Source organism: Streptomyces luteolifulvus (genome assembly GCF_008806595.1).
GTDB classification, from domain to species: Bacteria; Actinomycetota; Actinomycetes; order Streptomycetales; family Streptomycetaceae; genus Streptomyces; species Streptomyces luteolifulvus.
This window is the reverse complement of record NZ_VZRB01000005.1, coordinates 46,905-60,152: the sequence shown is the minus strand read 5'-3', so window position 1 is coordinate 60,152 and position 13,248 is coordinate 46,905. Positions and strand designations below refer to the sequence as shown.

The window sequence follows — 13,248 nt, the reverse complement described above, 5'->3', positions numbered from 1 at the left end:
GTAGGGCGGGGCGGGCCGGCCGGACGATGCGGCCGGCCCCGCCCTACGCGGTCTCGGCGAGGATCTCCCCGATCACATGCCGCGAGTTCTCCGCCACCGGCGGATTGGTCACCCGGTAGTACGGCAGTGCGATCAGCGCGATCGACAGGGCCCAGCCCCGGCCGCGTGCCCACTCGGCGTCGTCCGCGCCCACCGCATCCCGGAACGTGCCGCGGACCCCGGCGGGCAGCAGGTTCCAGGCCACGATCAGATCGGCGGCGGGATCACCCACGCCCGCCGTACCGAAGTCGATCACCGCGCTCAGCCGCCCGTCCCTGACCAGCACGTTTCCCGGCATCAGGTCGCCGTGGGCCCAGACGGGCGCAGCGGAGTGCCGCGGGAGCCGCAGCGCTTCGTCCCACAGCCGCGTCACGGCACCGGTGTCGATCCTCCCGTCCGACTGCGCGATGGCCGCCCGGGTGAGCTCGTCCCGGCTCGCGAGCGGGACACCCCGGTATCCCGGCGGCCCGTCCCGCGGATCGATCCGGCGCAGCGCACGCACGAACGCCGCCAGGTCCTCGGCGAGCAGCTCGGGCTCCTCCACGGCCCCGACGACCGGGTTACGGCCATCCAGCCAGCGGTACACGGACCAGGGCCACGGAAACCCCTCGCCGGGCTCGCCCCGCCCCAGCGGCTCCGGCACCGGAACCGGCAGCCCGGGCGCCAGCCGGGGCAGCCAGCGCAGCTCGTGGGCCACGTCGTCGACGGCGCCGGGATGGCGTGGCAGTCGTACGACCAGGTCCGCGCCGAGCCGGAACATGGCGTTCTCGGTCCCGGACGAGTCCAGGCGCTCCACGGGCAGACCGGCCCACCGGGGGAACCGACCGGCGATCAGACGACCGACCGTGGTCGCGTCGATGTCCACCTCGCCGGGGCGCATCATCCGGGCACGCATCATGCGGCTCATTCCAAGCGATCAACACCTGTGCTGTCGACCGAATTCGACCCTGCTCACCGCGAACGGACCGACTCGCCCACGACCCGGGTGATCTCGCGCGCGATCCGCAGGATGCCGGGCGAGCGGACCGGGCACGGCTTCGGCGAGGAGGTGGTGGGCGCCAGACAGAAGTGCAGATAGTCGTCGTCGAGGTGGAGGGCGGTGCGGTCGCGGTCCGGCTGGGTGCAGTAGGCGGCATGGTCGTGCTCGTAGGCGGTGCACGGCAGGTACCTGACCCAGGTGTAGCGGGCTCCGGCGGGCGCCACCGTCCCTCCGGCGTCCGCGACGAGGTCGCCCGAGGCGGCGGCCCGCTCCTTGTAGAACTCGTTGACGCGCCGCACCCGTTCCGGGGCGATCGGGTCCGGGCCCTGCAGCACCCAGACGATCCTCGGCCGGTGCGCTCCACCGGCCGACGCGATCTGCCCGGTCAGCCGCTCGAGGTCGGCCTCGTACCGTTCGAAGTACGTCCGCCTGGAGCCGTCGTGGGTGATCCCGTCCATGCACCAGGTGAAACCCCAGGCGTTGCCCCAGAACTGCAGCACCACATAGTCCGGGTGCAGCGAGCGCACCAGGGCGGCCGCCTTGTCCCGGTCCGGCACGAGGGACTTGGCTCCGGTGCCCTCCAGGTAGTCGCACAGCGTGGTCCCCGAATACGGCGCGCTCGTGTACCGGGCGCGCAGATCCCGGCGGAGCTCCTGGCCGAGGACGTTCTGGTTCTCCATCGCGAGCGAGTCACCGAGGTACAGCACCGTGGGCCCCCGTTCGGGGGCGCGCGCGGAGGCGGGCGCCCGCTGGTGCGTGGTGGGGGCCGCGGAGCCCCCCGCGGGGGAGGGCGGCGCCGCCTGTGGACCGGACGCCGGGTCCCCGCACGCGGCGAGCAGAACTCCGGCCAGCAACATCCCCAATAACCACGGCTTGCGCATACAGCAACTCCCGCCCCGGCCACCGAAACGGCTCCCCAGGCAAGCACAGCCGTGTGCCGGGGGGAAGACGTACGGCGGCCGAAGCCGGGATTCGCTGACAGAGGCTCAGATCCGGTCGGCCGCGATCAGCAGATACTGGAAGCTGCCGTTCTTGTACGCGGTCAGGAAGGTGTCCTCGATGCCCGTGACGAGGTGGTCGGCCTGCTGGCGCAGCTCCCAGTAGGGGATGGCCGCCTCGGTGAGGTCCTCCACATGGACGGGGACGAGCCGGTTGCGGGCCATGGCCCGGAAGTAGGCCGAGCGCGGGTGGATGTCGCAGATGTAGTGGGCGTTGATGAGGGACACCTCGCGGGAGGCCCGCCCGTAGGTGTCGTTGTAGCAGCCGGTGATCACCACATAGCGTCCGCCGCGGCGCAGCAGCCGGGCGTGCTCGGCGAACAGCAGGTCCAGTTCGACGTACATGGTGGACTCGTTGTTCCAGGAGGCCGCGTAGGCGCCGGAGGCGAACCCCGTGTCGAGCATGTTGCGGTGGTGGTAGCGCACCTTGGCGTCGATGCACCGCTTGTGCGCCTGCCCGTTGGCGAACTCGGCCTGTTTCGCGGAGATCGTGACGCCGTCCGCGTGGCAGCCGTAGCGCAGATGCGCCACGACGCTGCCGCCGCCGCGCCCGCAGCCGGCGTCGAAGACGCGGTCGGCGGGGGAGAGCGGGCCGAGGTGGCCGGCGAGGAGTTCGGCCTGGGCGTGCTCCAGCCGGTGCAGTTCGGCCGTGATGCGCTCCCGGCGCAGGCCGGGGTCGGGCTCGTCGAGCACCGTCCAGTCGGCGGCGCCGATGCCGTAGTGGTGGTGATACAGGTCGTCGATCTGTCCGAGTTCGAGGTTGACCGGGTTCTCCTCGGCGTTCCAGTAGTCCGCGACGCGGGTCTGGTACGTGGACTGGGCGGGCACCGGTGCCGCCGTGACGGCGGCGTGGGGGGCGGTGGTCAACAGTGACTCCTTGTGATGGTGCGTGTGACGGCATGTCAATGCGGCGCGGGTTACCAGTAGTTGGGCAGGTGGTAGCGATGGGTGTTGGTGGCGTGCCACTCGTGGTTGCCGGCCACCCAGTCGGACAGCCCTCGCGCATAGCGTTCGACGAGGGGTGAGGTCGCGGACAGGAGCGCGGACTCCTCCTCGAACGCCTCCATGATCTGGTTGTGGATCCCGACGGCCTTGAGATAGGCGGCCTTCAGCCCGCACCGCTCGTTCCCGGCGATGACCTGCGGCAGATTGAGGTGGGTCGGGTCGCTGGCCAGTTCCTTGGTGAAGGAGTACAGGTCGTTGACGATCGTGGTGGCGTTGGCGGCGAGCACGGTGATGCGCTGGATCTCGGGGCGGGCGTACACCGCCTCGGGCAGCTCGTAGCCGTCCACCGCGTCGACGATCGACAGACAGGGACGGAAGTTGTTGAACTGCCGCATCACCAGGTACTCCCACACCCGGGGCAGGTACCGGGTCTCCCCCCAGGCCGCCTCGCCGAGGTAGCCCAGGTGCAGCCGGGCGATGTCCTGCACGAACCGGTCGGTCTGGCTGGGCGTGGCGAGCGCGGCGTAGTCCTTCAGCGCCCAGTGGTACGACCGCAGCGGCCCGTCGGCTTGCATGCCGTGCTGCCACTGCTCCTGGAGTTCGGGGGTGCCGTGATACGGGTCGAGCGCCGCCTGGGCCAGGATCAGCCGTCCGCCCAGTCCGCTGCGCGATCCGCCCTTGTCCTCGTCCTCCTCGCAGTAGCAGTTGTCGACGATGTTCTCGGCCAGCAGCAGCTTGCCGGCGACCGTCAGCCGCTCCAGGTCGGCCGCCTCCGGGTGCTGGAGCACGACCGCCCGGCCGAACTGGAACCCCGAGAAGTCGCCCGACCACGCCTTGGGGAACAGGTCGAGGCGGCGGGCCCAGGCCTCCAGCCTGCGATCGACCTCCGCGGTCTTCTCGGGGTCGGCGGGGGCGACCTTCCGGTACCGCAGGCCGGGGATCGCCCCGCCGCGCCGGGCCCGCACGGCGCGGGCGAGGTCCGGCGGACCGGGCAGTGGCAGCGCGGAGTCGGTGGCGGTCGGGGAGGTGCTCATGGCGTGCTCCACGCGGTCACTCGGCCGTCCGGCCGATCTGGGCGTTCTCCAGGATCCCGACGGCGTCGGGCACGAGGATGGCCATCGAGTAGTAGGCGGTGACCAGGTAGCGGATGATCGAGTTGGCGTCGATCCCCATGAACCGCACATTGAGGCCCGGCTGGTACTCCTCGGGGATGCCCGTCTGGTACAGGCCGACGGCCCCCTGGTCGCCCTCCCCGGTGCGCAGCGCGATGATGCTGCTGGTGTGCTGCGGGCTGACCGGGATCTTGTTGCAGGGGAAGATCGGTACCCCGCGCCAGGCGGGGATCTCGTGCCCCTCGACGTTCGCCGTCCCGGGTACCAGGCCGCGCCGGTTGCACTGCCGGAAGAAGGCCGCGATCGCCTTCGGATGGGCGAGGAACAGCTTGGTCCTGCGCCGCATCGCGAGCAGCTCGTCCATGTCGTCGGGCGTCGGCGGCCCGGTGAAGGTGCTGACGCGCTGGCCGTAGTCGGCGCTGTGCAGCAGCCCGAACTCCCGGTTGTTCACCAGCTCCCACTCCTGGCGTTCCCGGATCTCCTCGATGGTCAGGCGCAGCTGCTGCTCGGTCTGGTTCATCGGGTCGTTGTAGAGGTCGGCGACCCGGGTGTGGACGCGCAGCACGGTCTGGGTGAGGGACAGCTCGTGCTCGCGCGGGGCGAGTTCGTAGTCCACGTAGCCGCCGGTGATCGTCGGTTCGCCGACGTGGCCCGCCTGCACCGGGACATCGGCCTCGCCCTTGCGGTTCATCGGCAGACTCTGCCGCTCGGCGTACGCGTGGAGATGCGCCGCGAGGGACGGCACCCGGTCGGTGAACTCCCGGACCACGTCCCAGGGGAGCACCAGCAGCACACCGGCGGTCTCCGCCCGCACCGAGCTCAGCCACAGCGGGTCGGGCTGGCCGATCGCCTCGTCGCCCATCTGGTCGCCGTCGGTGAGGACCCCGACGATCTCCTCCTCCCCGTACTTGCCTGAGGTGAAGCGGGTGAACCGGCCGTGCGCGACGAGATACGTCTCCGTGACCGGCTGCCCGGCCTCGAACAGGATCTGGCCGGCGCGGACTTCCCGGACCCGGAAGCGGCTGGCGATCTCCTTGAGGACGTCGGTGTCGGAGTAGCCGCGCAGGACCGGGAGTTCCGTCAGGGTCTGGGGGATGACCTTGATGTCGTCGGCGCCGTTCTGCTCGAACTGCACCCGGCCCCGGCCGACGCGCAGCTGGAGGCGGCGGTTGACCCGGTAGGTGCCGCCCTTGACGTCCACCCACGGCAGCATCCGCAGGAGCCATCGCGAGCTGATGGCCTGCATCTGCGGTTCGGACTTGGTGGTCGTGGCGAGCTGACGCGCTGCCCGGGTGCCGAGACTGGTGAGCGGACCGTCGGCAGGGGGTCCGGCTTCGTCGACGACGGGACCGGTGGCGCTGTCCGGTGTGGACACATTCTCTCCTGGGAGGTGAGCGGGCTGGATCATGCGCGTGATCAAGCGAATCAGCCCGGGCGGCGGCCGGTCAGGGCGTGAAAGGGGCGGTTGATGGCTAGGGAGGTGCAAACCTGCCGTATGGGGCAGTTGGTGCACCGTGAGTGCTCCTGCTCCCCTCCCGTGCTTCCGCACGCTCGGGTGGGAGTGCTCAGGACAGGTCGTTCACCAGGACCGCTGCCCCGTCGAAGCGGCCGTCCTTGAGGTCCCGCAGCGCCTGCGCGGCCCGCGAGAGCGGATAGCCGTGCGTGGTGGCGCGCACCCCGTGACGGGCGGCCAGGGCGAGGAACTCCCTGCCGTCCTCCCGTGTGTTGGAGGTGACGCTGCGCACCTCCTTCTCGTAGAACAGGTCGCTCTCGTAGTGCAGCGGCGGTACGTCGCTCAGATGGATGCCGGCGATCGACAGCACTCCGCCGCGGTCCAGGGCCCGCAGCGCGACCGGTACCAGGTCGCCGACGGGCGCGAACAGGATCGCGCTGTCCAGGGGCTCCGGCGGCATCGCGTACGCGTCGCGCGCGGAGGCGGCCCCCAGGTCGAGCGCGAGGCGACGTGCGGCCGCGCCCCGGGTCAGGACGTGCACGGTGGCGCCCTCGGCGAGAGCGACCTGCGCACACAGGTGGGCGCTGCCCCCGAAGCCGTACAGCCCGAGCCGGCCGCCCGGCGGCAGCGCGGCGCGCTTGAGCGCCCGGTGGCCGATGATGCCCGCGCACAGCAGCGGCGCGAGCGCCACGTCGGCCAGGTCGCCTGGCGGCCGGTACGCGAACGCCGCCGGCACCGTCGTGTACTCGGCGTACCCGCCGTCGGCGTCCCAGCCGGTGTACCGCGACCGGGGGCACAGGTTCTCGGCGCCGCGTGTGCAGTAGGCGCAGGTGCCGCAGGTGCCCCGCAGCCAGGCCACGCCCACCCGGTCGCCGACGGTGAAGCCGCGCACCGCCGAGCCGAGGCCCGCCACCACACCGACCACCTCGTGTCCGGGCGTCACCGTCTCCCGGCGCACGGGCAGGTCGCCCTCGGCGACGTGCAGGTCGGTGCGGCACACCCCGCACGCGCGCACCCGCACCAGGAGTTCGTCGTCCCCCGGCACCGGAACCGGCTTCTCGACCAACCGGAGAGGTCCCGGCTCTTCCTCGACGGGCCCCGGTGCCGCCACGGCCCACGCGCGCATTGTCTGGTCCGCCATCGCGCTCCCCTGCCGCCGAACGCCGTCCACTCCTCCAGTCTGACTCCAGTCCGAAGGGGATCCAGCGGTTCGGCGCGCGTCCGGGCGAACCGCTCGCTAGCGTGAGGAACCGGACCATCCATCGATCGGAGAGGCCGCAGTCATGGCCGTACAACCTGAGGGAACCCCCATCTGGGCCGATGCGATGTTCAGCGATGTGGAGGGTGCCAAGAGCTTCTACGCCGACGTCCTCGGCTGGACCTTCGGCGAGGCGTCGTCGGAGTACGGCAACTACACCCAGGCCTACGCGGACGGCAAGGCGGTGGCCGCCGTGGTGCCGCCGATGCCGGGCCAGGAGGGCCAGTCGCAGTGGTGTCTGTACCTCGCCTCCCCGGACGCCGCCGCCACCGCCGGCAAGATCCGTGACCATGGCGGAGAGGTGCTGATGGAGCCGATGCAGGTCGGCGAGTTCGGCACGATGTGCCTGGGGCGCGACCCGAGCGGCGTGGTGTTCGGTGTGTGGCAGGCGGGCACCCACGAGGGCTTCGAGGCGCCGCCCGAGCAGCCGGGCGCGTTCTGCTGGGCCGAGATCTTCACCCGGGAGCCCGAGAAGTCGGACGCGTTCTTCCCGGCCGTCTTCCCGTACACGGCCAAGCAGTTGCAGGACGAGGCGATGGACTTCCGGATGTTCGACGTGGGCGACGACACGGTCCTCGGCCGCATGAAGATGACGGACGAGTTCCCGCCCGAGGTGCCGGCGTACATCAACGTCTACTTCACGGTCGCCGACTGCGACGAGGCCGTGGCGAAGGCCACCAAGCTGAGTGGCATCCTGCGGTTCGGGCCGATGGACAGCCCGTTCGGGCGCTTCGCGGCGCTCAGCGATCCGCAGGGCGCCAGCTTCTCGGTGATCGACGTCACGACGACGCAGGGAGAAATGCCGCAGGTCACGGACGTCTCCTGAGCCGCGGCGGAGCCTGCCGTCGGTGCGTGGCATGATCGGGCACATGCGTGAACGTGTGGTGGCCGCGTGCGACGGGGCTTCGAAGGGAAATCCCGGCCCGGCGGGCTGGGCGTGGGTCGTCGCCGACGACACCGAGACCCCGGCCCGCTGGGAGGCCGGCCCGCTCGGCCGGGCCACCAACAATGTCGCCGAACTCACCGCCCTGGAACGCCTGCTGGCGGCGACCGACCCGGACGTACCGCTGGAGATCCGGATGGACTCGCAGTACGCCATGAAGGCCGTCACCACCTGGCTGCCCGGCTGGAAGCGCAACGGCTGGAAGACGGCGGCCGGCAAGCCGGTCGCCAACCAGGACCTGGTCGTGCGCATCGACGAGCTGCTCGACGGCCGCTCGGTCGAGTTCCGTTACGTACCCGCCCATCAGGTCGACGGCGACCCGCTCAACGACTTCGCCGACCGTGCCGCCAGCCAGGCGGCGAGCGTCCAGGAGCCCGCGGGCAGCGGTCTCGGCTCGCCGGAGCCGCCGCCCGCACCGGACGCGCCGCCGGCCCGTGCCCCGCGCAAGCGGTCCGGCGGGGCCAAGGCGTCCGGCGGGCGCACCGGGTCCGCACGGACGATCAAGGCGAAGTTCCCCGGCCGCTGCGTGTGCGGACGCTCCTACGCCGCGGGGGAGTCCATCGCCAAGAACGACCAGGGCTGGGGTCATCCGGAGTGCCGTACGGCGGCTGCCGGATAGTCCGCCGCGGTCGCACCGCAGCGGCCGGCGTGCGCACCGGCCGTGTCCCTCGCCGTCAGGCGGTGTCAGTCGGTCGGTGTCAGTCGGTGTCGAAGGTGTAGTGGGGGGTGTGGTCGAGCAGATCGGCCGGGCGCACATCGTTCCACGGCTTCATCGTCTCGTTGAGGTCCACCACGTTGGGCGTACCGGCGGCCGGTACGTAGCCCGCGTCGGGGTGGCGGCGCTGCCACTCGGCCCACAGCTTGTCGATGTACGCGTGATGCAGCCAGAACACCGGATCGTTGGGGGAGACGCCGGTGGCCATCTGCCCGCCGACCCAGACATGGACGCGGTTGTGCAGATTGACGCCGCGCCAGCCTTCCAGATGGTTGCGGAAGCCGTCCGAGGAGCTGTTCCAGGGCGCCATGTCGTACGTCGGCATGGACAGGACCGACTCCACCTCGGACCGGGTCGGCAGCTCCCGGGTACCGGTCCCGAGCGAGCGCCGCAGAAAGGTACGGCCGTCCACGCGCACGCTGACCGGCCAGTTGCCGCCGGACGCGGAGAACGGCCCGTCCTCCACCCTGCCGTCCCGGCTGCGCCCGGTGCCGCCGAGGAAGTCGGGAGCCCACAGCGAGGAGCGCGGCGAGCGGTCGGTGGTCCAGTCCCAGTACGGCAGCGCCACCGACGCGTCCACCGACTGCAGCGCCCGCTCGAAGTCGAGGAGGAATCTGCGGTGCCAGGGGAGGAAGGAGGGTGAACGGTGGCCGGTGCGCTCGCCGTTGTCGGTGTCACCGATGATGAAGGCGTTGTGCGTCGTGACGAAGGTGTCGTAACGGCCGCTGCGCTTGAGCTCCAGGACGGCGGCGACGAAGCGCCGCTTCTCTTCGCCGGTCAGGCTCGCCTGGTTCTTGCGGACGGTCATGTGCGGAATGCTCCCAACGTGCGGGCGGAACGGGTCAGTTGGCGGGGAAGGGGACGAGCGGGGCGCCCTGCAGCTCGTCCACCGCGGCGCGGGCGGCGGCACGCGGCGTGGGGACCGGGTCGTAGTGGCTGACGACGCTGATCCAGCTGCCGTCGGCGTTGCGCATCACATGCAGCTCCACCCCGTCCACGGACACGGAGTAGCCGCCGCCGTGGTGCTGGTGGTGACCGCCCCCGGTGACGGGGCGGCCCTGTATCCGGCGGCCCTTGTAGATCTCGTCGAAGGCGGCGGGGGAGCCGTGCTGGTGCTGGTCCCCGGCGGCCGACGCGGCGGGTGCGGCTGCGGACTGGACTCCGGCCGCGGCGGCGAGGGCGGCCGCTGCGGCGAGCGCGCGGCGTCGGCTGAGTTCCGGCATACGGGACCTCCAGGGTTCGTTGGGTTGACGACCCCGCATGCCTATCGGCCCGGCCGAGAGCGGGAGAAATCGCCGGGAGGTGGTTGGCTGTGATCCGGACAATTAGCCACATGTCATGCAGGATTGAACCAAGATGATCTTGCTCCGGGCGGGCCCCGTGCATCGCGGAAGGGGGAATTCCTTCTCGTGGGAGCGGCGTTTCCGGTGGTCTTTCGCGGACGGAGGGGTCGCCAGTGGTCTGCCTCACGCGGAGAAAGTGGCGCAAACGGGAAGCCCGGCGGAGGTGGATTCCCTCGGGGCGGGAGCCCCTCGGATGGCCCGTCCGGCGGGCCGCCGATTGTGGTGAATGGTAATTCACCTCTATAGTGAATCCATGGTGAATTTCCATTCACCGGATTGTTCGCCGTGCTGCCGCCGGAGTGCCGATGTACCGACCTGCACCGATGCCCCGTCCCCGGGACCGGCTCACCGTGCCGGTGCTGGCGTTCGGCGGCATCCTCATGGCCGTCATGCAGACCGTCGTCGTGCCACTGCTGCCGGATCTGCCGAGGCTCACCGGAGCCTCCGCCGCCACCTGCTCCTGGATGGTCACAGCGACGCTGCTGTCCGGGGCCGTCCTCACCCCGGTCCTCGGCCGGGCCGGCGACATGTACGGCAAGCGGAGGGTGCTGATCGCGGCGCTCTGCCCGATGACCCTCGGGTCGGTCCTGTGCGCCCTGTCCTCCGACATCGGCGTGCTGATCGCCGCCCGTGCCCTCTCGGGCGCCGCCGCAGCCGTCGTACCCCTGTCCATCAGCATCCTGCGGGACGAACTCCCGCCGGAGCGCCGGGGCGGCGCCGTGGCGCTGATGAGCTCCACCGTCGGCATCGGCGCCGCGCTCGGCCTGCCGCTCGCGGCGGTGATCGTGCAGTACGCGAACTGGCACGCCATGTTCTGGGTGACCGCCGGGCTCGGCGCCGTGGGGGTGGCATCGGTGGCGTGGGCGGTGCCGGAGTCGCCCGTACGCGAACCCGGCCGCTTCGACGTGCCGGGCTCGCTGGGGCTGGCCGCCGGACTGGTGTGCCTGCTGCTCGGGGTGTCCCAGGGCGGGCAGTGGGGGTGGGGGAGCCCGCGGATCGCGGGCCTGTTCCTCGGCTCCGCCGTCATCCTGGGCCTGTGGTGGTGGCAGCAGCTGCGCGCCGAGCGCCCGCTGGTCGATCTGCGGCTGGTCTCGCGCCCCACCGTGGGCCTGGCCCATGTGGCCGCCCTGCTGGCGGGATTCGCGTTCTACGCCAACTCCCTGGTCACGGCCCAGCTGGTCCAGGCGCCCGAGGCCACCGGATACGGGCTCGGACTGTCCATCGTCGCCACCGGTCTGGTGCTGCTGCCCGGCGGGTTCATCATGCTGCTGTTGTCGCCCCTCTCGGCCCGGATCTCGGCCTCCCGCGGACCGCGCGTCACTCTGGCCCTCGGGGCGCTGGTCATCGCGGCCGGGTACGGGGTGCGCGTCGCTGACAGCCGCGACCTGTGGATGATCATGCTGGGCGCGGCGGTCGTGGGAACCGGCACCACCCTGGCCTACTCGGCGCTGCCCACCCTCATCCTGCATGCCGTCCCGGCCGGCCAGACCGCATCCGCGAACGGCGTCAACGTCCTGATGCGCACCATCGGCCAGGCCACCTCCAGCGCCGCCGTCGCCGCGGTGCTGGTCCACCACACCAGCCCGGTCGACGGCGCACCCGTGCCGACCCTGCACGGCTATCTGCTGGCCTTCGCCATCGCCGGCACGGTCGCCCTGCTGGCGTGTGCGACGGCGCTGGCCATCCCCGGCGATCCGGCGTCCGGGGGCACCCGGCGGGCGCGCGGCCGCGTCCGGAGCGCCCGGGAGGACGCGTTGGAGGGAACATGAGTCCTGTGAGCACCTCACCCACCGCGCCCGCACCCGCACGCCGGGACGCCGAGGCGACGAAGGCCGCCATCCTGAAGGCGGCCCGCCATCTGCTGGCCCGGCACGCGCATACCGACATCACCCTCAAGGACATCGCCGAACGCGCCGGTGTGAGCCCGCCGTTGATCCTCAAGTACTTCGGCAACAAGGACACCCTCTTCGCCCGCGTCATGAACTTCGAGACCGACGCCGACGCCCTGCTGGACGCGCCCCTTCGCGGGCTCGGCCGCCATATGGTCCGGCATGTGCTCACGAGCCAGCGCGAGCGGGGCGCCGATCCGCTGCTGAGGATCGCCTTCGCGCCCCTGCACGGCGAGCACGGCGACATCCTGCGGGACAACTTCCGCACCCAGGTGACCGAACGCCTCACCGCACGCCTCACCGGCCCCGACGCGGGCCTGCGCGCCGAACTCGCCGTCGCCACCCTCCTCGGCCTCGGCGTGATGTACGGCATCGCCCGCGGCACCCACCTGCGCGCGAGCACGCTCGACGACATCGTGAACAGATACGCGCCCGCGGTGCAGGGGTATCTGACGCCTGCCGGAACCACCGGCCCCGGATGACAGACTGACGCCATGGACGAGCGCACTTTCAGCAGGTCACAGCAGCACGCATCCGTTGTCGGGCTCGGTACCTGGCAGCTCGGGGCCGACTGGGGAGACGTCGACGACAAGGAAGCCCTCGCGGTGCTGGAGACGGCGGCCGAGGCGGGGGTGACCTTCTTCGACACGGCCGACGTGTACGGCGACGGGCGCAGTGAGCAGACCATCGCCGCGTTCCTGAGCGGCCGGCCCGATCTGCATGTGCTGGTCGCGACGAAGATGGGCCGCCGGGCCGAGCAGATCCCGGAGAACTACGTACTGGACAACTTCCGCGCCTGGAACGACCGTTCCCGGCGCAATCTCGGCGTCGACCGCATCGACCTGGTGCAGCTGCACTGCCCGCCGACGGCCGTGTACGCGGCCGACGAGGTGTTCGACGCCCTCGACACGATGGTCGACGAGGAGCGCATCGCCGCGTACGGCGTCAGCGTGGAGACCTGTGAGGAGGCGCTGACCGCGATCGCCCGGCCGAATGTGGCGAGCGTGCAGATCATCCTCAACCCGTTCCGTATGAAGCCGCTGCGCGAGGTGCTGCCCGCCGCCCGGGAGGCGGGCGTCGGGATCATCGCCCGGGTGCCGCTGGCCTCGGGCCTGCTGTCGGGCAAGTACACCAGGGACACGGTGTTCCCCGCCGACGACCACCGCACCTACAACCGGCACGGCGAGGCCTTCGACCAGGGAGAGACCTTCTCCGGCGTCGACTTCACGACAGGCGTGGAGGCGGCCGCCGAGTTCTCCGCTCTCGCTCCCGAGGGGTACACCCCGGCCCAGCTGGCGCTGCGCTGGATCGTCCGGCAGCCGGGAGTGACGACCGTAATCCCGGGCGCGCGGTCGCCCGAGCAGGCACGCGCGAACGCGGCCGCCGCCAAACTGCCCGAGCTGTCGCAGCAGACGCTCGACGCGATCCGCGACCTCTACGACCGGCGGATCAAGGACCAGGTCGAGGCCCGCTGGTAGCCGCCGCGCGCCGCTCTCCCAGGGGCCAACAGAGGTCGAACGCGCGGAATCGGGGAACCCGGGTCGCAGAAACCATCGGGTGACCGCCCGGGAGGA

General features: G+C 71.4%; 13 protein-coding genes. 5 read left to right on the top strand and 8 right to left on the bottom strand.

What is annotated here, in order from left to right; translation table 11 throughout:
* Nucleotides 1–43: 43 nt before the first annotated feature.
* The 6 genes from F7R91_RS09115 to F7R91_RS09090 form a co-directional block, all read right to left on the bottom strand.
* Nucleotides 44–946: an aminoglycoside phosphotransferase family protein gene (locus tag F7R91_RS09115; protein WP_408056019.1), complete on the bottom strand. Its 903-nt coding sequence runs from the start codon at nucleotides 944–946 to the stop codon at nucleotides 44–46.
* Between the two features lie 44 nt (nucleotides 947–990).
* On the bottom strand, nucleotides 991–1,899 hold the full coding sequence (locus F7R91_RS09110) for an SGNH/GDSL hydrolase family protein (protein WP_150946395.1): 909 nt from the start codon (nucleotides 1,897–1,899) through the stop codon (nucleotides 991–993).
* A 105-nt stretch (nucleotides 1,900–2,004) separates the two neighbouring features.
* Nucleotides 2,005–2,883, bottom strand: coding sequence for a geranyl diphosphate 2-C-methyltransferase (locus F7R91_RS09105; RefSeq protein ID WP_150946393.1), 879 nt, complete (start codon nucleotides 2,881–2,883; stop codon nucleotides 2,005–2,007).
* Nucleotides 2,884–2,933: 50 nt separating this feature from the next.
* Nucleotides 2,934–3,995: a family 2 encapsulin nanocompartment cargo protein terpene cyclase gene (locus F7R91_RS09100; RefSeq protein WP_150946391.1), complete on the bottom strand. Its 1,062-nt coding sequence runs from the start codon at nucleotides 3,993–3,995 to the stop codon at nucleotides 2,934–2,936.
* Between the two features lie 16 nt (nucleotides 3,996–4,011).
* Nucleotides 4,012–5,448, bottom strand: a complete 1,437-nt coding sequence (locus tag F7R91_RS09095) for a family 2B encapsulin nanocompartment shell protein (RefSeq protein ID WP_150946389.1) — start codon at nucleotides 5,446–5,448, stop codon at nucleotides 4,012–4,014.
* Nucleotides 5,449–5,638: 190 nt separating this feature from the next.
* On the bottom strand, nucleotides 5,639–6,652 hold the full coding sequence (locus F7R91_RS09090; RefSeq protein ID WP_191971426.1) for a zinc-binding alcohol dehydrogenase family protein: 1,014 nt from the start codon (nucleotides 6,650–6,652) through the stop codon (nucleotides 5,639–5,641).
* 157 nt (nucleotides 6,653–6,809) lie between these two features.
* Between F7R91_RS09090 and F7R91_RS09085 the strand changes: the two genes are divergently transcribed.
* Entirely contained in the window at nucleotides 6,810–7,610 is an 801-nt protein-coding gene (locus F7R91_RS09085; protein ID WP_150946385.1) for a VOC family protein, read from the top strand.
* Nucleotides 7,611–7,641: 31 nt separating this feature from the next.
* On the top strand, nucleotides 7,642–8,346 hold the full coding sequence (locus F7R91_RS09080; RefSeq protein ID WP_150946852.1) for a ribonuclease H family protein: 705 nt from the start codon (nucleotides 7,642–7,644) through the stop codon (nucleotides 8,344–8,346).
* A gap of 79 nt (nucleotides 8,347–8,425) precedes the next feature.
* Here F7R91_RS09080 and melC2 read toward each other — a convergent pair whose 3' ends face one another.
* Entirely contained in the window at nucleotides 8,426–9,250 is an 825-nt protein-coding gene (melC2, locus tag F7R91_RS09075) for a tyrosinase MelC2 (RefSeq protein WP_150946383.1), read from the bottom strand.
* Between the two features lie 34 nt (nucleotides 9,251–9,284).
* The gene (gene melC1 / locus F7R91_RS09070) at nucleotides 9,285–9,665 is read right to left on the bottom strand and encodes an apotyrosinase chaperone MelC1 (protein WP_150946381.1); all 381 of its coding nucleotides are present in this window, start codon (nucleotides 9,663–9,665) and stop codon (nucleotides 9,285–9,287) included.
* A gap of 425 nt (nucleotides 9,666–10,090) precedes the next feature.
* Here melC1 and F7R91_RS09065 point away from each other — a divergent pair, with 425 nt between their 5' ends.
* From F7R91_RS09065 to F7R91_RS09055, 3 genes are read left to right on the top strand one after another with little or no spacing between them, the layout of a single operon-like run.
* Complete coding sequence (locus tag F7R91_RS09065; RefSeq protein WP_150946380.1) at nucleotides 10,091–11,554, top strand: MFS transporter; 1,464 nt, start codon at nucleotides 10,091–10,093, stop codon at nucleotides 11,552–11,554.
* Entirely contained in the window at nucleotides 11,551–12,156 is a 606-nt protein-coding gene (locus F7R91_RS09060; protein WP_150946378.1) for a TetR/AcrR family transcriptional regulator, read from the top strand. Before F7R91_RS09065 ends, F7R91_RS09060 begins: the two co-directional genes overlap by 4 nt.
* A 12-nt stretch (nucleotides 12,157–12,168) precedes the next feature.
* Nucleotides 12,169–13,152: an aldo/keto reductase gene (locus F7R91_RS09055; RefSeq protein ID WP_150946376.1), complete on the top strand. Its 984-nt coding sequence runs from the start codon at nucleotides 12,169–12,171 to the stop codon at nucleotides 13,150–13,152.
* Nucleotides 13,153–13,248: the final 96 nt, after the last annotated feature.